Raw genomic sequence first — 19,501 nt, forward strand, 5'->3', positions numbered from 1 at the left:
TTCATGCATCTAAATCAGGATATATTCATTCATTTTTAACGGAAACCTAGTTTTAGCTGTATGAAATCCATTTAGAGGGTGGAAATGACGCAACGGTCTACTTTTAAATACCTAAAATACAGTTAGTAATCTTACAACGCACTCTATTGCTAAAGGTAAAGGTACCTGAGGGTTGAAGGTAAAGGTACCCGAGGGCTGAGCTGAGCGCTAAGTGGCGAACCGATAAATCAAACGAATGGTAAAGGTAAGCGCAATACTATGTTCTATGTCCAAAGCGAAAATGAAGTAATAAAGCAAGGGCTCCCAGTGTCAAAGTCAAAGCCATATGCCAGTGCCAGTACCAGTGCCAGCACCAATGCCAGTATCAGTACCAGTTCCAGTTCCAGTTCCAGTTCCAGTTCCAGTGCCAGTGCCAGTGCCAGTACCAGTACCAGTACCAGTACCAGTACCAGTGTGCCAGTACTAGTGGCAGTACTAGTGCCAGTACAAGATGTCTATGATATAAGGCCTGATGTCTATCACCAAAAGAAAAGGAGCGGAAACGATGGAGCAATACAGCGGACCACATCACATAATTCAACAACGGCAGCAGCATTTCTACCCATGCACGAGCCACTTCTACAGAACTCCACCGCAAATCGTCAAAGGAGAAATGCAATACCTGTACGATCATGAGAACCGGCGATACACGGACTTTTTTGCGGGGGTATCCGTCGTCGCCTGCGGCCACTGCAACCCGGACATCGTCAGACGTACCGAGGAGCAGCTGAGAACGCTGCAGCATACGTGCACCATCTATTTGACCCAGCCGAATGTCGATTTAGCACAGCGCATGGCGGAGGTGCTTCCTGGCGAATTGAAGCGAACCTTCTTCGTGAACAGCGGTTCTGAGGCCAACGAAGGCGCTCTGCTGCTGGCCCGTCTGCATACGGGAAAAAGAGGCTTTATCGCGCTGGAGCAAGGGCTGCACGGCCGCACGTATTTGACGATGAGCGTGACGGGCCTGCGCATGTGGCGGACGGATCCGCAGCTCGAAGCGGATCCTGACGTGACGTTCATTCCCCGGCCTTATGAACGGGGGATGAGCAGGGAGGAGGCGGCACAGCGCTCCCTCGCTGCCCTGAAGAAGGCGCTCGAAGACAAGGGCGGCGAAATCGCCGCCATGATCGCCGAGCCGATTCAGGGCAACGCCGGCATTATCGTGCCGCCCGCGGGGTACTTCGCCGAAGTGAAGGCGCTGCTGGAGCGGCATGGCGTACTCTTCATCGCGGATGAAATCCAGACCGGCTTCGGCCGGACGGGGGAAATGTTCGCGACCGAGCATTATGGCGTGCAGCCGGACATCGTCACGATGGCCAAAGCGCTGGGCAACGGCGTTCCGGTTGCTGCGTTCGCCACGACCGACGAAATCGCCGCTAGCTTCAACCGCCCTTCGGCGTCTACGTTCGGCGGCAATCCCGTGTCGGCCGTCACCGCATTGGCGGTGCTGGACTACATCGAGTCGCATCGATTGGTACAGCGCTCCAGGCAGCTTGGAGATGTCCTGCAGGAAGGCTTGCACAGCCTGGCCGCCCGCTTTCCGGAAGCTGTCACGGAGGTGCGCGGAGCCGGGCTGATGATCGGTGCCGAGCTGTGCGGGGAGGATACATCGCGAGGTGCGACATTGGTAGATGATGTGCTCGAGCATATGAAAGACAAAGGATATATCATCGGTAAGAACGGCGTAGATCGCAACGTCCTGGCCTTCCAGCCGCCGCTCGTTATTTCGGAGGAAGATATCGCAGGCATGCTGACTGCGCTGGAGGAGACGCTGCGCTCCTTAGTATGATGAATCACCCCTTCCCATCATGAGCCTGACAATCACGATGACTCGATGGGATAAAGTATATCTCGTTTTTATAGCGTCATTTGAGAATAAGAGAGAGACGGAAGCGGCTTATCTCTTAAAATAAATGGCGCGCACCGTATCAAGGAGTGTGGAAGCTATGGAATACGCCCGCAAGGTCGGATCCAAAATCAAGCTGTACAGTGAATTAGTCATGTTCTCGCATACCTTATTTTCGCTGCCCTTTGCCATCATTTCGATGGTTTGGGCAGCGAACGGTTTGCCGTCCGCGCAGGTGATGATTTGGGGGCTGATTGCCCTGATCGGCGCTCGCAACGGGGCAAACGCCTTTAATCGCGTCGTGGACCGGGTCTACGATGCACAGAACCCGCGTACCGCACATCGCCATTTGCCGCAAAAGCTGCTGGAATCGAAGGAAGTGCTGCTGTTCGTGATCGTCAATTACGGTATCTTTATCGCAGCCTCGGCGATGCTGAATCCGCTTTGTTTTCTGCTGTCTCCCGTGGCGATTTTCCTGATTTCATCGTATTCCTATACGAAGCGATTTACATATCTAAGCCATTTGTATCTGGGGTTTACGATTGCTTCCGCACCGATCGGAGCTTGGTTCGCCGTGACCGGTAAATTCGCGTTTACCCCCTTTGTGCTGGGAACGATCGTCATGCTGTGGATCGCGGGCTTTGACATCATCTACGGCTCGCAGGACATCGAATTCGACCGCACTCACGGGCTGTGGTCGATTCCCAGCTGTTTCGGCTTGAAAAACGGCCTGCGCATTGCCGGGGCACTGCATTTATTGATGGTCATTCTGCTGCTTGCACTCATTCCTCTTCGGGGGCTCGGCTGGATATACGGCGTCGGGATCGGGATCGCGGTCATTCTATTGCTTGCCGAGCATCGCATCATAAAGCCGGCCAATCGGCAGGTTATGAAGATCGCGTCCTACAACCTTAATCAAGTCATCAGTATGGTTATTTTATTTACTGCGTTAATTGACTTCTATATGCATTGATCCATCATGACCAGGTACCTTCGTTAAAAAGATAAAAATAGCTCCCCTCCACCGATTTGGAAGGGAGCTAATTCCGTGTTCAATGCTCGCGTCGATTATTTTTGCACCGTTTTATTATAGTTGCCGATTTTCTCCGTAATGGCTTTAGCGGCATCATCCAGCGCCTGCTTCGGGGATTTGCTGCCGCCAAGCGCTTCTTCGATCGCGCTCTCCACGATTTGCCGAGCTTCCGGGAACACGCCCATTACAGCACCTTGCGTTGCCAGGCTTGGCTTACTGGCATGAAGCTGATCGACCGCCGTCTGGAATTGCGGATATTTGGCCAAATTATCCTTCACGATTTGCTCGTCGTAAGCCTTCTTCGTAATCGGGAAGTAGCCGGTCGAAATATGCCATTTCGCTTGCGTTTGCGGCTCGGCGAGGAACTTCATGAACTCCCAGGCTGCTTTCTGCTCCTCTTCCGGCTTATTATTAAGAACCCACAGACTCGCTCCGCCGATAATGACCCCGCCATCCGTGCTTCCTTCCGGCTTGGGAAGAAAGGCGGTGCCGACTTCGAACTTATCGCCGACGCTGTCCACGATACCCCGCAGTCCTGCCGTAGAGTCCAGCGTCATGCTTACTTGGCCTGCGACGAAGGCCTTCTTGGTGTCATCGGTTTTGCGGCCAAGGTTGATGGCCGCCTGGCTGTCGATAAGACTCTTCCACCATTCCAGCGTATTCACGCCTGCTTCCGCGTTGACGAGGGACTGGGCTGCCGCTGCGGTTCGGCCGTTTCCGTTGTCGACGTATTCTGCTCCCTGGTTCGCAAAAAATTGCTCCATAAACCAGCCGTAAATGGCAAAGGAGGCAGGAGTTCCATTTTTGCTCAGCGTCTCGGCTGCTTTTTTCAGCTCCTCATACGTGGCTGGGGCTTTGTCCGGATCAAGCCCTGCGGCTTTGAACAAATCCTTGTTGTAGTAGAGAATCGGGTTCGACGTGTTGAAAGGCATGGAGTATTGCTTGCCCTCGAACGTATAGTAATTCGCGATATTCTCTTCTAATTGGCTAAGATCATAGTTATCTTCATCGATGAATTGCTGTACTGGCGTAATTGCGCCCGAGTCGATCATGAAGCGGGAGCCGATTTCGTATACCTGAATGAGAGACGGGCCGGATTTGGAATCCATGGAAGCTTTCATTTTATTCATGCTTTCATCATAAGTGCCCTGGTAAATCGCTTCTACTTCCACCTTGTCTTGGGAGGCGTTGAAATCCGCCACAAGCTGATCTGCAGCTGTACCCAGCTCTCCGCCCATCGAATGCCACCACACAACTTTGGTTTTGCCCGCTGTCGCGGGGCCCGTGTCATTCTTCGTATTGCCGGCGGTCGCTGAATTGCTAGCGGAAGCCTCTCCATTTGCAGTAGATCCCGAGCCTCCGCCCGCTCCGCCGCAGGCGGACACGAGCATAGATAGAATTAAAATCGTAGTCAATAGAAGTGAGTGCTTAAGCTTGAATGGTTTCATTTGTTTTTTCTCTCCCTTTGATCTGCATAGTTAATACTCGCTACAAATATCCGGAAAATAAAAATATCTATATCATCCGCCGGTGGACGGGAGTTTCTAAATCGTTGTCTTGAAACGTCTGCATGTCAGTATCAGAGTCAACGTCAACGTCAACTCAACGTAGAGTGCTTTGCCAAAGGCTATCCCTTGATTGCCCCGGCGGTTAACCCGCGCACAAGCTGTTTAAGACCAAGGACGATAAGCAGCAGCGAGGGAAGCAGCACAAGGGATACCCCGGCAAGCACTACGTTCCAGGCGGTCATTTCCTCGAATTGCAGCATGCTGATACCGATTTGCACGGTGCGCATATTGGCGGTATTCGTAATCAGCAGCGGCCATAAATAACTGTTCCAGGTATTCAGGAATACGTATACGGCGAGCGTTGCCAGGCCTGGCCTTGCCAGCGGCAGAACGATGCCGGCAAAGTAGCGCACATGGCCGCACCCGTCGATCCGCGCGGCTTCGAACAGCTCCCGGGGCAATTGCAGGAAGAATTGCCGCAGCAGGAATACGCCAAAGGCGGAGGCGAGGAAGGGGAAGACGAGTCCTGGATAGGTATCGAGCCAGTTCCATGATTTGATTAAGAGAAAATTGGGAATCATCGTCACTTCCCAGGGAATCATCATGGTCGATAGAAAGACCGCAAACCAGAACGCCTTGCCGCGAAAAGCAATGAACGCGAAGGCATAGGCCGCAAGACTCGCCGTAATCAGCTGTCCGATCATGACTAGCGTTGATACGAAGAAGCTGTTGGCGATGAAGCGAAAGACCGGGATGATCTGAATGACCGCTTCCAGACTTCCCAAATACAAGCTGGACGGGAAGAGAGCAGGGGGGAATTGGCTCGTCTCTTCCGGCGTCATGAATACGGAGAGGAAGGTGTACAGCAGCGGATAGAGGATGAACAGCGACAGTAAGGACAGAACGAAATATACGGCGCTGTGACGAAGAGGGCGGGATAGCGTCATTGATAGTGCACCTTCTTTTCCAAAATGGTGAATTGAATGAGCGTCAAAGTTAGAATGAGCAGAAATAGGACGATGGCCATGGCGCTTCCGGTACCAAACTGGTAATTTACGAAGGCTTCTTTATAGATGGAATAGACAAATACTTCGGTCGAGCCTGCTGGACCGCCCTTGGTTAAAATGTGCATTTGCCCAAAGGCCTGGAATGAACCGATGACGGATACGATAAGCAGAAAGAACAGTGTCGGCGACAGCAAGGGCAGGATGATGCGGATAAATGTACGGAAAGGCCCGGCTCCGTCCACTTTGGCACTGTCATACATGTCCTCGGAAACCCCTTGCAGGCCGCTGAGCAGCACGATGAAGTTAAAGCCGGAGTTCATCCATAGAGTCATGATGGAAATCGATATCAGCGCCCAGCGTGAATCGGTCAGCCATTGTACTGCGGGGAGCCCCGCTAAATCGAGGAAATAATTGAACATGCCCAGCGTAGGATGGAACAGCATCATCCAGATTACGGCTGAGGTGCTGACCGAGAGGGCGAGGGGGAGGGAGAAAATAAACTGAAACAGGCGCATCCCCCTGAGCCGGGAATGGGCAAGTGCGGCCATGATCAAGCCGAGAATGAGCCCGCCCGGAACGGTGAGCAGCACGAATTTGCCGGTAACGGCCAGGCTGTTCCAGAACTGAGCGGAACCCAGGAGCTGCCGGAAATTGTCCAGCCCGACATAAGCCGCAATATTCCCCCGCGGATCGGTCAGGAAGAAGCTGAGATATACCGACTTGACTAGGGGATAGAGGAGGAACAGACTGAATAGCACGATAGACGGTGCGAGAAAAAGATAGGCCAGCATATGCTCCTTAAAGCTTGCGGTCAACCTGCTTCTATGTACGGTCTTGTACGAGGAAGCTGTGACCACAGCCGAAGTTGGCGCGTTTCTGACCGTAGTGTTCATGGATGATTCCCCCCTTGGGTAGTAAACAAAGATCAATCCTAGTTTAGATGGACGGGATTAACATGGCATCAACGGGGAGTTAAACGATCGTTAAATTTTGCGGAGTCAAAAAAAAGAGACACCCCATTTGTTAAGGGAGGCAAGAGCTTTAATGCATGATGCTCTAGGCTCACTCCATGAACAAGAGGTGTCTTATGAATGAACTAAATGGTCTGTGCAGCGCGTTTACTTATCCCGTCCACTGAAAAAGCTCAGCAGCACCTGTAAATCGCGGTGGGCTGGATAAGCGCTTAAGCGATCGATAATTTGTTGGGCTTCTTGTAAAAACTGCGCACTTAACGCCTCGGTTCTCTGAAGCGCACCACAGCTTTGGATCGCCGCGATAACTTCATCGGTATATTCGGCAGGCGTATTTGCATTCACTGCTCGTATTAGAGGAGCGAGGGCGTCGTCCTGCAGCGCGTACAGGACGGGGAGCGTTACCTGACCGCTCCTTAGATCGCTGCCGGCGGGCTTGCCCAGCTTCTCCGAGGATTGGGTGAAATCCAGAATATCATCGCGGATTTGAAAGGCCATGCCGAGCTTCTCCCCGAAGCTGTATAGCAGGTTCGCTGTATCATCGTCGGCTCCCGCCGATTGCGCTCCGATTCGCAGACAGGCTGCCATAAGCTGTGCGGTTTTATTCTTCGACTTCTCTAAATATTGCTCTATCGTTACGTCATAATCGAACAGATGGGACAATTGCTGATATTCGCCCAGGCATAATTGCGTGGTTACTAAGGAAGACAGATCGTACGCATAACGCTCGCGATCCGCGGAATAGACAGAGATCAACTCAATGACCCGGGCTGACATATAATTGCCGACATGGATCGCACGGTTAATTCCGAGCTTGATATGCATCGCCCTGTCTCCCCGACGAACTGGCGAATCATCGATGACATCATCATGAATCAGGGAAGCCGCATGAATGAATTCTGCGGCTGCAGCCAGACGCCATACCTTGCGCTCATCGGGCGCGGGGCCGAAGCGGCTGCCCACGATAACCATTAACGGGCGAACCCGTTTGCCGCCGGAGCGAATGAGCTCTACGATGCTTCGGGCAAGCTCCGAGGAGCGGGGAACATCCTTGTCGAACTTGACCATGTTCTCAATTTCCTTATCTACCGCTCTTAGGGAGATGCCAAGCTGTTCATTCATTTTCATGATGTTCCCCTCCTCGTAATGAGTGTTGTTCAGACAGTTTCAGGGTTCATTTAAAGTGACGGTTAAATCGCCCGTTTTGCATGATTTCGGTGGTTCTCCAGGCGAAGGAACACCTCAAAGCCTTTGGTGAGGCGTTCATCCTCGGGATACCCCTCGACACGCTTGATTTGAATCTGCTTGACGGTAGGAGCCAGATGGGTGAGGAGATCGAATTCCTCGTAACGCAGACATAGCTGCACGTAAAAGCTGTATAAGTAATCGCCGTCCAGTACTTTGCGGGTGAGTACGTCACCGGGTTCCAGAAGATGACAATCCTGGTGACGCTGAAGGGCGAGCTTGATTGCAATGTAAATGGAGAGCAAACGGATTTGCCGCTCCGCTGTCATATCATATTCCGAGAGCAGAAGGGCTGCAGGCAGCACATCCTCTTGCTTCAGATCTAGAGTGATGCCGGTTTCGGGCGACATTTCGCCCTGCAATAAATGAAAAGCATCTTGAATGAGAGCAGTAATCATAAGGAACACTCCTTAACAAGCAAGTAGGTTTGCAGGGAATTTCGCACCGATAACGGCGGTTTAATATCCACTAATAACGACCATTGTTAAAAATCAGAGTAATGTGCGGCAGCCGCACATTACTCTGGAATAAAGGGGCAAAGCTTTGTGCAGTTGTAAGCTTAATCCGTATAGAGATACCATCTGCGCACGAGCGGTATTCTCTTCCATTGTTTTTTGAGCCAAGGCAGTACGTAGTAGTCAAGACCAAACATGCTGCCTGATCCGCCGATAAGTGCAACGCCAGCGGTCATGTACCACAGCATTTCGCTCGATGCCATGCTGGAGGACCAGATCATAATGCCAAGTCCAACGGTGACGATCGAGGATACTGCGGTGAATAGGCCGGCAATAAGCAGGATCCCAATAATAATTTCAGCAAATACCATTCCGGTCTGGAATACGGAAGCAAGTCCGGTATATCCGCCGTCGGAAGTATAGAAGAAGAGACCCATGAACCAGTTCACGGTATTCGTGATGAAGCCCGGTACTGGCAACGCCGTAACAGCGGTTGAAGCACTTTCTACTGCGGATGCAGCTGTTTGCGCATCAACGGTTGTCGTAACGGCCTCCGCCGCCTCGCTCGCTGCGGATATTGCATCGCCGGCATGAGGTGATGCAGGGATCAGGAAGATGTCTGAAGGGTTCTTAAGCACCTTAGGCAGCTTATCGATACCTTCCTGCAGCCATTTATAGCCTACGAATACCCGAAGCGGTACAAGCCAGAAGTTAGGCGAACGCTTGGAGAAATGGCCGCCTACGAAGCTTCTGCGGTTGTTCACATGGAAGAATTCATGCATCATGTAGGTCCATACTTTATTGAAGCCTACGATTGTGGACAGATAGTACATATTGATCATGTGCTTGAAGAACATAGCAATGAATCCGCTGAACATGAATTGCTTATTTGGCAATCCTACATTGGCTACACCGTAGCGGCTGCCGATACAGACCATCGTGCCGTGGAAGCCAGGCTTATAAGACTTCTTCGGTTTGCCTTTGAAATCGGCATGAATATTATGAGCGACATGGATGCCAGCCATTTCAGCGTTTTCGACCATTTGCGGAACGGGCCGTGTCTCACCTTCCGGAATGTAGAAAATGTTGTCGCCAACGACATATACATTCTCATGATCCACGCTTTGCAGCTTATCGTTAGTAACGATCCGTTTACGGCCTTCTTGCTGTACGTCCAGCTTGCCGACGAGATCGGAGCCTTCAACACCGGCTGTCCAGACGATCGTAGCTGCCTCCAGCTCTTTGTTGCCAAGCAGGACGCTGGATTTCGTAACGCCGGTAATTTTAGCGCTCGTTACGATTTCGACATTCATCTTATTCAGACGCTTGACGGCCTTATCAATCAGCTTGTCGGGCAGGATTGGCAAAATTTTCGGAGCCATATCCGCAACCACGAGGCGAACCTCGCTTGGATCAATGTAAAATTCCTTGCACAGCTCATCGCGGAATTCCGCCAGCTCGCCAACGAGCTCTACGCCGGTAAAGCCTGCTCCGACAACGACGAAGGACAATTTCCTCTTGCGAATGACAGGATCAACTTCTTTGGCAGCTTCGCTGAACATGCGGCGAACCTGTTCTTTCAGGCGAACGGCATCTTCGTAGGACCATAAGGTCATTGCATGCTCTTCGGCGCCTGGAATGCCGAAGAATGTAGGCTTACAGCCCGTGCCGACAACCAGATAATCGTACTTGTAAGTCTGTTTTTTGGAGCGAAGCTCCTTGGCTTTAAAATCAATGTTGTCAATGTAATCAAGTACGACGTCTACTTTTTGTCCTTCAAAAATTTTCTTCAAATTAATTTGAATGGAGTCCTCGGGGGCCCGGTTTGCGGCGACCTCATGCAATTCCGTCAGTAAGGTATGATACGGATTTTTGTCAATTAACTGGATTTGAACGTCTTTTTCTTTCTTGAATAATTTGGCCAGATGCTTCGACGTAGTGACTCCGCCGTAACCGCCGCCAAGAACGACTATTTTCTTCAACATTTTCACCTTCTTACTTTAGGCTGGTCATCATGGAGATGAGTTACTTAAATATAGGAACGAATATTATTTCGCTTGCTCAAGCGCTTTAGCTGCAAGATCATAGTACGATTTCAAGCTGATGGATACACCGGAGATCGCGTCGGTTTTACCTTCATCATTGAAGCTTACTGCAGCTGGATCCTGCTTCTCGATCAAATATTGCTCAGCTTTAGCAGCTTGCTCATGCCATTCTGCTTGTGCGCCGCCTTTTTCGACCATGCCGTATTTGCCGTCAATGGAGTTTAGTCTCTTGTCTTCGCCAGCTTCATTTACGCCGCTAAAGTTCACTCTTACGATGTTGCCTGCGGATACAATGACGTCAACCGTTTCCTTCCAGCCGGATCCCTCTGCAAATTTGTCGCCTTCGGCATGGTAGCTGCCGTCTTTGTAAGGACCTGGTTGAATTGGGCCAGCAGCGAGTGCTTGATCGGCAAGGTCGAACAAATCGTTAACATGTATGGATACGCCGGAGATTGCGTCAGTTTTGCCTTCTGCATCCAGGGTGACGGCCTTTGTATCCTGCTTCTCGATGAGGAATGCGATCGCTTTAGCCGCTTGTTCGTGCCACTCTGCTTGTGATCCGCCTTTTTCCTTCATACCGTATTTGCCCTGCTCGGAGTAAGTGACTTTGTCTACCGGTACGGTTGCGTTTGTGCCGTTCCATTCCACGTCGGCAATTTTACCGCCTTCAACCTGCAGCTTGACGAAATATTGCCAGCCGCTTTTCGGATCTTCCTTACCTAATGCAAAGTATAGACCGTCCTGGAAATTGCCTTCTGCGGCAGAATTGCCTGCGGTGGAGTTGTTTGCGCTATTCTCGGTAGCTGGAGCGTTATTAGGTTCCACCTTATTAGCCTCGTTTTTTGCTCCGCACCCTGCGAGAAGTCCTAGCAGCAGTGCGCTGCAGAGAATAATGGATGCTTTTTTCATGTTAAATGACCTCCAAATAATAAAATTGTATATATTAAAATGTGAACCATTTTAATAACGTAGGGGATATATATAATAAGGAAAACTTAGGTGCCCCAGCCCTTGAAAAAGGGAGGAAAATCCTTTGTTTGAGGAAAGTTTAGCACATAAATAAAAGCATATATGTGAAATAAATCACTTACTGTGTGACAAAAAACATCTTCCGCTGTGCCCGGAAAGCAGAGAAGCTTGATATAGAGCCGATGAAAACGATTACTTATATTTTAAAAATATTTTTTTTAAAATATATTTTACAGCACTCTCTTTCATCCATAGTTCTCAAGCTCCGGTTAAAACGGAAAAAGGTGTCAAATCTTCATACTTTTGTGCCGATAATGAATTAAAGGCAGCACCCATTATTTGTGGTAAACGGAAGGAATGAGCAATCATGTCGGTGTACAAGACATTTTATTCTCGCCTATTGCTGAACTATATCGCTGGTTCGCTCGCAGCCTTAATTTCGGCCGCCGGTCTTATCATTTTTGCCCTTAAGGATATTCCAAAGGATGAGTATGTTCGGATGCTTGCTGTCATGCTTATATCCATTACGATCATGCTTGGGTTGGAGTGGGCGGTATTTATTAGGCAAGTCAAACCGATCCGTCTGGCCTTTCATGAAAGCATCGATAGCTTCGTCGACATGCAGATGATTTATTTAAGGACACATCGGTTGCCTAAGTCCATTGTCAAAAGAATACTCGGCCCCCACTTATTCGGGCTGGCCGTACCCGCAGTCGGCTTAACGCTATGGCTTGCCTCCACAGGTCAAATATCGCTTCCTCCATACTATGTGCTGTTAGCATTCCTTGGCGGCCTATTTCTTGCCGGCATGCATGCCATGATCGATTTCTATCTTGTCTCCCATTTCATTCGGCCGGTTCTGGAGGAGCTGCATCTTCGCTCCTGGACATTGTTCGGCAGGGAGCTTACGCTTGGCGGCCGGGTACTTTTTTCGATTAAACGCAAGTTAAAATGGAGCTTTTTTCTTATTGGAGCTTTTCCGCTTTTGTTATACAGCCTGGCTGTCCAATTTCGGCTAGGGAACTGGAATATCGATCACTTCGCCTTTTGGAAATGGGCGGGAATCGTCCTGTTGATCGGGCTTGGCTTTGCCTTTATCGGATCCTGGCTGCTGACTCGGGAGCTCGAGACGCCGATCCAGCATCTATATGAAAGGATGGCCGAAGTGAAGGTTGGATACTTGCGCACAGAGGCCAGCGACTTGTTCTCTGACGAATTTGCCCGGCTTGTCTCCGGCTTCAATCACATGCTGCGAGGGGTTCGAATCCAAGCGGCCCGCAACGACCAGCTCGTGGAGAGCTACTTCGCGACGCTGGCCGCAGCGCTTGATGCCCGTGATCCCTACACGGCGGGACATTCTTTAAGGGTAGCCGAGTATGCCGTTCAGATCGGTACGCTAGCCAGGCTGCCCAAGCATGTCGTCGACCAGCTCCGCAAAGCGGCGCTGCTCCATGATATAGGGAAGATCGGCATACGCGATGCCGTGCTATTGAAGGAAGGCCAGCTTGCCGAGGAGGAGTGGGAGCAAATTAAGGCTCACCCCGTACTGGGAGAGGCAATTCTTAGGCAAATTGAGCCGACGGATGAGATGGCCGCAATCCTGCCCGGCGTTCGTTCCCATCATGAGCGCTATGATGGCAAGGGTTATCCCGACGGACTGAAAGGAGAGGAGATACCGCTGTTCGGCAGAATCATTGCCGTTGCCGACGCCTTTGACGCGATGACCTCGGATCGTCCTTATCGAAAAGGCATGAACTCCGGAACGGCGATATCCATTCTGGAGAAAGGCAAGGGAACGCAGTGGGATCCCTATTTTGTCGGGTTATTTGTTGAAGCTTACTATGAAAAGAAAACGTCTTGATGATTCCAGGTACAGCTTCATGTTAATATGGTAGGGACAGAGAAATGCAAAAAGTTCCAATACCTTTTAACTTTAGAATGAAGCGGGTGGGAATAGATGGGTCTTGGAAATTCTTTCTTGATGAATTTAGGCATGCTGGTCACTGTCGCGTATTTGGCGAATGTTCTATATAAGTATTGGTTTACGAAAACTTCGCGGAAGATTAAATACATATTGTCCGTGCTGCTCATGATTTTCTCTGGCTGGATTTGTATGATGTTTGGTTTTAAGCTGAGTGATAATGTCATCTTCGATCTTAGGTTCGTTCCTCTTCTTATTGCCACAGCGGTATATTCGCAACCGCTTACTCTTGTCGTGATTGGATTCGGTATCGGCCTGGCTCGCTTAACCTTTGGCATGTCGGAGGCGGCGCTCGTCGGCTTTCTGAATTTGACGATACTGGGTATCGTATGTGCGGCATTGAACATATGGATGAGACGAAGCGATTATCGCTTTGCTATAAAAGGCTTGATTGCCATTCTGGTCGTAAACGGGGTGAATACGATCAACATCGCTGTATTCGGCGTCATTCCCTTTAAGCAGTACATGCTGGAAATCATGCCGCTCGTACTGCCGCTGAGTGTCGGATTAAGCATTGTGTTTGCTATGATTCTGCGTGATTTTCAGTTGGATCGGCGGAGGGCGCTCGAACTGAAATATGTGAACGAGCAGCTGCAGAGCCAGGCGAAGGAACTGCAAAAGGCAAAGCTCACCCTGGAGGAAAAAGCCGAGCAGCTGGCGCTTGCCTCTCATTACAAGTCGGAATTTCTAGCAAATATGTCCCATGAATTAAGAACACCGCTTAACAGCATTATTAATTTGGCGCAAATGATTTCCGAGAATTATCCGGAAAAGGAGTCGCCCTCTGCGGATTATGGGCGAATCATATATAGGTCAGGGCAGGAACTGCTGCAGATCATTAATGATATTCTTGACATGTCCAAGGTGGAGGCAGGGCGATTGGAAATCGTTCAGGAGGAAGTCAACGTGCAGGAGCTTCCGCAAATGCTCTATTTACAGTTTGAACAGACCGCACGGCTGAAGGGATTGACGTTCGAAATAAACACAGCTCCTGATTTGCCGGCTACGATTGGCTCCGATCCGCAGCGGATTGGACAAATTCTGCGCAACCTGCTCTCCAATGCATTCAAATTTACGGACGAAGGTTACGTAAAGCTGGAAATATTCAGAACGAAATTGGAGGATCGGCAGGCTGTTGAATACATTGCGTTCGCCGTGAAGGATACTGGTATCGGTATTTCTCCGGACAAGCACGCCGTGATATTCGAGGCGTTTCATCAGGGAGATGGCTCGATCAGCCGCAAATACGGGGGAACCGGGCTTGGCTTGCCGATTAGCAGACATTTGGCTTGCCTGCTTGGCGGCAGGCTTGAGGTGCAAAGCGAAGAGGGCCGGGGAAGCGTGTTTATACTTTATCTTCCGTTATCCTTGGAAGCTACGCTGCCCGGTTCTTCGTTTCCTGCCGAGGATCAAGCGATGTTTGCCGGACGCAACGTATCCGGTTAAAATTTAAACATATGAAAAATGGGGAAGGTTGGGATAGGTTATGGAAAAGCAAGTATTATCGACAACATCGGCACCCGGGGCGATCGGGCCATATTCTCAGGGAGTGGTTATCGGCGACGTGATATATACCTCCGGTCAGCTCGGCCTCGTTCCGGAAACTGGCCAGTTCGCAGATGGCGTTGAGGCCCAAACGGCTCAAGCGCTGAATAATGTGAAGGCGATTCTTGAAGCAGCCGGCAGCGGTTTGGAGAAGGTCGTCAAGACGACGGTGTTTCTTAAGGATATGAATGATTTTGTCAAAGTAAATGAAGTATACGGCTCCTTCTTTGCCGAGCCTTATCCGGCACGAAGTGCCGTAGAGGTAGCCCGACTTCCAAAGGACGGTTTGGTCGAGATCGAAGTCATCGCGCTTAAATAGGCAGCTTAGCCGGATAGCTTAGCCGGATAAAAGGTCACATACATTACCTGGATGATCGCAAGGGAATGTAGGTGGCCTTTTTTAAAAGAAATTTCAGTCCCGCTCGCGGGCACGCATGAGGACGATCAAAAAAGCATATAGCAATAAGATAAAGGCTAGAATACTCGCGGTTAAGCTTAAGCTGGAGCTCTCTTTTTGTTCGACGGCAATAGCAGCATAAGCCCATACGAACACTAGCGGCAGCACTCCATCGCGGGGGCGGAAGGTGAGCGCGATTGCGGCAATAGCGCCCAGGGACAGCAGGATGATTCCCGCCGTTTTCGGATCCAGGTTTATGCCTTTGCCTGCATGGAACAGCAGTACAGCGAGATTAACAAGTGTAGCAACGCAGATCCATCCGAAATAAATGCTGAAGGGAAGCCGGATCAGCCAGGTCTCTCCTGGAGTTGGAGCGTAGATATATCGGGTTTTCATATAAATGACCGCCAATGATATGAATAAGGCGGCCATGGCGACAAAGGATAATCTTATATATTGATACTGCCATAAGATCACCCAGGCCATATTGAAAATGCAGGATAATATAAACCAAAAGGAAATGGCGAGAACGGAGTCCTGCTTGCTGGTAACTCTTCGGAACTGATAAATGATATAGCCTGCGAGCAGGAGATAGATGACCGTCCAGATCATAAAGGCGTACCCAGCTGGCGTGACAGGAGTGTGATACTTATCGGACAGCTGCCCAGTAGTCATTCCGCCAAGAGGAATCGACATGGCCAAATAATTGACAGCCAGGACGGCAAGGAAAAACAGCATATTCCACCAACGGTAAACATTGTTACGAAACATGTATACGCCTCCTACAGAGCTTGATTGAGGATAAATATGCTAAACAATCTGTGTTTACTATATGAATATACCCAATTGAAGCGAATGATATCAGGCAGGCTTGCGCATATGTTATCATATTCTTTACATGCCGATCGTTTGGCGAAGTGTTTGAGAATGGCTGAAGTATGGGCAAAATGAATCAGAGACATCATTAATATTTATATGATGATGGGATTAGAAACGACGGGAGATCACCATGAATCAACGTCTTTATGCTATATGGCTCGGGGAGGTATTGTTCTGCTTCTCGGGGGAAACATCCGAACCTAAGATTGATGCATGGGCGGCATCTTTGAGGAGACTGGTGTCGGTCGGAGGACATCGCCCATTTCAGCAAGCTGCGCTCCGGCTCGCAGAATTACGTTATCCGGCTTCTTCGGGAAGAAGCGCTTTCAAATCCGGCGAGCGTAAAGCGCTTATTGGTCGAACGCTGGAGGGTCTTGCTTTACCTGTTCAAGAGGCTTGGCCGCTGCTGCTCTCCTGGAATGAGACCCATATAAAGCAGCAGGGGTTCGTGCCCGGGCAAGAGCTGGAATATTGGAGCAAAGCCGCACGGTTCGCGCTCGAGCTGTTATTAAGAGGGCGGGTTGCTCCCGCGATGATGGAGGTTCCGCTGACGGGGAACCGTCGTCCCAAAGGTGTGGCTGCAGCCCGTTCGATCTGGGGGCCGGAGCTTAGCCGCCCGGACGATGAAGAACGGTTCCGGCAGTTGGCCGGAAGCATGCCTCCGGTTTGCTTATCCGCCGTCCAGCTTGGAGGAGGACAAGAGGAGGAGGACATCGAGTCGAGGCAGCTGTCCATTCTATACTCTTTTGTGAGCGCGATTCTGGATGATGAGCTTCGTAAAGTCATTAGCGGATTAGGGAGAAAATTGAATGCGAGCCGGGCCGATTACCGCCGGGGGACTTCTCCGCTCGCGGAGCTGTGGTGGAATGGCTTGCTCGCCGGAGTGCCGCATGGCAATCTTCAAGGCACGATTCCGGAGCTGGCTGAGCTTGCGGGAGGCATTGCGAAGGCCGGAGGAAGCCAGCCGGAGATGCTGCGGGAGGATGACGAGGGACGAAGCGCGGGGGCGTTCCGCTTATGCTTGCGGCTTGAACCGGCCGAAGAAGGGCAAGCTGTACCTTTATGGCGTTTATCTTTATGGGCAGAAGGCGTCGAAGACCCTGGGGTTCTGCTGCCTTATGGGCTGTTATGGAGCTATCCTGAGAAGGATATCGAAATTCGCGGCAGAGTGTATCACGATGTAGGGGAGCATCTGCTGCTTCGGTTGAGCAAAGCAGCTCAGCTGTCCAGCGTAGTGCAGCAGGCGATCAAGGGAGCGCGTCCCGAGAGCGCGCTTTTGCAGCCGGAAGAGGTATATGCTTTTCTAAGCAAAGACGTAGCTCAGCTTCGCAAGCAGGGCGTGACGGTGCAAATGCCCACCCGTTGGACGAAGGAAGGCCGCCGCTCGGCAGGAATCAGGCTGCGGACGGGCAATTGGGAAGAATCCCTTGAGCCGGCGCAAGGGAATTCGCCGCAGCTGGGGGTGGAGCAGCTGGTCAATTACCAAGCGGAGGCGGTATTGGACGGAAGCCCGCTCACTGCCGATGAACTTGCCGAGTTGGCTGGCTCCAAGTCGCCGCTCGTATTTTTTCGCGGTGAATGGGTCGAAATCGATGTGAAGGAAATCCGCCAGCTGCTGAAGTTCATGAAGCGGCACGGAGCAGGCGAGATGACCTTTCGAGAATTGATGCACCTTACCTCGCAGGAAGAGGGCAGCATACACTGGGATGGCCTGCTGGTCGAGCAGGTGGAGACTGCGGGCATGCTGTCCATGCTCATGGAGGGCCATTCCGTACGAGGGCTGGATTTCAGGCCGATACCTCGTGCGCTGCACGGTACCCTCCGTCCCTACCAGGAGCGGGGCTACCGGTGGCTGGTCATGATGCGGCAGCTCGGCTTCGGCGCGCTGCTTGCTGACGACATGGGACTTGGCAAAACCGTGCAGGTCATTACGGCGCTGCTGGACGGCATTACAGCCGGAACGGTGCTGATTGTTTGCCCGACCTCGCTGCTGGGCAATTGGCAGAAGGAGCTGGCCCGGTTTGCACCGGATCTGAAGCTGCACACTCATCATGGCAGCCATCGGCTCCATGGGGAGCAGTTCAGGCAGGAGTGCGCCAAGCAGCAGGTTGTGCTGACGACGTATCCGCTGGCCGGACGGGATATGAAGGAGCTGCAATCCGTGGACTGGGCTTCGATTGTGCTGGATGAAGCACAATACATTAAAAATTACGGCACGAAGCAGGCGCAAAGCGTTATGAAGCTGAATGCCCCCCACCGGATTGCCATGACAGGCACGCCTGTCGAGAACAGGCTTAGCGAGCTATGGTCCATTTTTCAATTTCTTAATCCAGGCTATTTAGGCACCCGCACCTCCTTCAAGGCGAAGTATACGGCAAGCGGTGAGCAGCAGTCGGCAGAACTGGAGAAGCTCCGCAAGCTGATATCGCCGTTTCTGCTGCGTCGTCTGAAGAGCGACCCGGACATCCGCAAGGATTTGCCGGATAAAATCGAGCTGAAGTCGTACTGCTCGCTCATGCCGGCGCAAGCGGAACTGTACCGGGAAGTGACGGAAAGTTTAATGGAGCGTATTGATGGAAGCACGGGAATGGCCCGCAAAGGGATCGTGCTGTCTACGTTAACCCGGCTGAAGCAAGTGTGCGACCATCCGCTGCTGCTGCAAGGGGCAAGAGGAGCCAGGGCGAAGGCTGAAGCGTCCGGCAAAATGGAGCGACTGCTCGAGTTGCTGGATTTAATCATCGATAACAATGAGGCAGCGCTTATTTTTACGCAATATGTACAGATGGGCGAGCTGCTGGTTTCGGCGCTGGAGCTCAAATATGGCACGGCCCCGTCTTTTCTCCATGGCGGAATCAGCAAAGCGGAGCGGGATCGCATGGTGGATGCCTTCCAGCAGGGAGAGAGCTCTCCGTTCTTCGTACTGTCGCTCAAAGCGGGAGGGGTTGGGCTGAATCTGACGCGAGCCAATCATGTTATTCATTATGACCGCTGGTGGAATCCTGCGGTAGAGAATCAGGCGACAGACCGGGTGTTCCGGATCGGGCAGAAGCGAAATGTGGAGGTTCACAAGCTGATATGCCAAGGAACGCTGGAGGAGCGGATTGATGAATTGATCGAGCGTAAAAAATCGTTGTCGGAGCAGGTCGTCGGCTCCGGCGAGCAGTGGCTGACGGAGATGTCGAACGAGGAGCTGCAGCATTTGATTACGCTGCAGACCGGGCCGTGAGAAGGAGGGGTGAACGGCTATAGATCATACAGGTGGAAATGTTTCAGTAGAAGCCGCAGGAGTTCGGATTGAGCCTGAGGCCGGCGGCTGGAGAATCGAGATTCCCGCCGCCGGGAAGCCCACGGAACATAAGGATTGTTCCGTGCTCCTGCTGGAGGCAGACGCGCCGGGCGCCGGCCAGCGTCTGCTCCACGCCCTGGCGCAGCAGCCGCTGCGGCTGGCTGCGCTGCAGGAGGCCAGCGCGCCCGCGATCGCCGGCCTCCTGCCCAAGACTCCGCCGTGGCAGCCGGCGGAGGGCCCGCCGCGCAGCCGCTGCAGCTGCGCGGGCGAGGCTTGCGGCCATGCAGCTGTCTCT

Annotated in this window: 14 protein-coding genes and 1 pseudogene; 6 read left to right on the plus strand and 9 right to left on the minus strand. The window is 51.6% G+C overall.

Annotated features, from left to right (window positions below):
• The first annotated feature begins 544 nt into the window (after positions 1-544).
• Together ACE3MQ_RS27095 and ACE3MQ_RS27100 are read left to right on the plus strand one after the other, a co-directional pair.
• Entirely contained in the window at positions 545-1,828 is a 1,284-nt protein-coding gene (locus ACE3MQ_RS27095) for an aspartate aminotransferase family protein (RefSeq protein WP_379398716.1), read from the plus strand.
• A 157-nt stretch (positions 1,829-1,985) separates the two neighbouring features.
• Entirely contained in the window at positions 1,986-2,858 is an 873-nt protein-coding gene (locus ACE3MQ_RS27100; RefSeq protein WP_379398718.1) for a UbiA-like polyprenyltransferase, read from the plus strand.
• Between the two features lie 95 nt (positions 2,859-2,953).
• Here ACE3MQ_RS27100 and ACE3MQ_RS27105 read toward each other — a convergent pair whose 3' ends face one another.
• The 7 genes from ACE3MQ_RS27105 to ACE3MQ_RS27135 form a co-directional block, all read right to left on the minus strand.
• Positions 2,954-4,366, minus strand: a complete 1,413-nt coding sequence (locus tag ACE3MQ_RS27105) for an ABC transporter substrate-binding protein (RefSeq protein WP_379398720.1) — start codon at positions 4,364-4,366, stop codon at positions 2,954-2,956.
• 179 nt (positions 4,367-4,545) lie between these two features.
• Positions 4,546-5,373 (minus strand): carbohydrate ABC transporter permease, encoded by an 828-nt coding sequence (locus tag ACE3MQ_RS27110; RefSeq protein WP_379398722.1) that lies wholly within the window; start codon positions 5,371-5,373, stop codon positions 4,546-4,548.
• The gene (locus ACE3MQ_RS27115) at positions 5,370-6,326 is read right to left on the minus strand and encodes a carbohydrate ABC transporter permease (protein WP_379398724.1); all 957 of its coding nucleotides are present in this window, start codon (positions 6,324-6,326) and stop codon (positions 5,370-5,372) included. Before ACE3MQ_RS27115 ends, ACE3MQ_RS27110 begins: the two co-directional genes overlap by 4 nt.
• 225 nt (positions 6,327-6,551) lie before the next feature.
• Positions 6,552-7,532: a polyprenyl synthetase family protein gene (locus ACE3MQ_RS27120; protein ID WP_379398727.1), complete on the minus strand. Its 981-nt coding sequence runs from the start codon at positions 7,530-7,532 to the stop codon at positions 6,552-6,554.
• A 62-nt stretch (positions 7,533-7,594) separates the two neighbouring features.
• Positions 7,595-8,047 (minus strand): hypothetical protein, encoded by a 453-nt coding sequence (locus ACE3MQ_RS27125; protein WP_379398729.1) that lies wholly within the window; start codon positions 8,045-8,047, stop codon positions 7,595-7,597.
• Between the two features lie 161 nt (positions 8,048-8,208).
• Positions 8,209-10,086: an NAD(P)/FAD-dependent oxidoreductase gene (locus tag ACE3MQ_RS27130; protein WP_379398743.1), complete on the minus strand. Its 1,878-nt coding sequence runs from the start codon at positions 10,084-10,086 to the stop codon at positions 8,209-8,211.
• A gap of 66 nt (positions 10,087-10,152) precedes the next feature.
• A complete protein-coding gene (locus ACE3MQ_RS27135) occupies positions 10,153-11,058 on the minus strand; it encodes an FMN-binding protein (RefSeq protein ID WP_379398731.1) in 906 nt (301 codons plus the stop codon).
• A 427-nt stretch (positions 11,059-11,485) separates the two neighbouring features.
• Between ACE3MQ_RS27135 and ACE3MQ_RS27140 the strand changes: the two genes are divergently transcribed.
• From ACE3MQ_RS27140 to ACE3MQ_RS27150, 3 genes are all read left to right on the plus strand, one after another.
• The gene (locus ACE3MQ_RS27140; RefSeq protein WP_379398733.1) at positions 11,486-12,979 is read left to right on the plus strand and encodes an HD domain-containing phosphohydrolase; all 1,494 of its coding nucleotides are present in this window, start codon (positions 11,486-11,488) and stop codon (positions 12,977-12,979) included.
• A 96-nt stretch (positions 12,980-13,075) separates the two neighbouring features.
• Entirely contained in the window at positions 13,076-14,545 is a 1,470-nt protein-coding gene (locus ACE3MQ_RS27145) for an ATP-binding protein (RefSeq protein ID WP_379398735.1), read from the plus strand.
• 40 nt (positions 14,546-14,585) lie between these two features.
• On the plus strand, positions 14,586-14,963 hold the full coding sequence (locus tag ACE3MQ_RS27150) for a RidA family protein (RefSeq protein WP_379398737.1): 378 nt from the start codon (positions 14,586-14,588) through the stop codon (positions 14,961-14,963).
• 93 nt (positions 14,964-15,056) lie between these two features.
• Here ACE3MQ_RS27150 and ACE3MQ_RS27155 read toward each other — a convergent pair whose 3' ends face one another.
• Positions 15,057-15,812 carry a TspO/MBR family protein gene (locus ACE3MQ_RS27155; RefSeq protein WP_379398739.1) on the minus strand — a complete coding sequence of 252 codons (756 nt, stop codon included), beginning with the start codon at positions 15,810-15,812 and terminating at the stop codon, positions 15,057-15,059.
• Between the two features lie 238 nt (positions 15,813-16,050).
• On the opposite strand from ACE3MQ_RS27155, the gene ACE3MQ_RS27160 reads away from it, so the two are divergent.
• Positions 16,051-19,146: a DEAD/DEAH box helicase gene (locus ACE3MQ_RS27160; RefSeq protein ID WP_379398741.1), complete on the plus strand. Its 3,096-nt coding sequence runs from the start codon at positions 16,051-16,053 to the stop codon at positions 19,144-19,146.
• Between the two features lie 17 nt (positions 19,147-19,163).
• Here ACE3MQ_RS27160 and ACE3MQ_RS27165 read toward each other — a convergent pair.
• Positions 19,164-19,501, minus strand: a pseudogene (locus ACE3MQ_RS27165) (hypothetical protein); the annotation flags it as partial.

Source organism: Paenibacillus lentus (assembly GCF_042714055.1).
GTDB classification, from domain to species: domain Bacteria; phylum Bacillota; class Bacilli; order Paenibacillales; family Paenibacillaceae; genus Fontibacillus; species Fontibacillus lentus_A.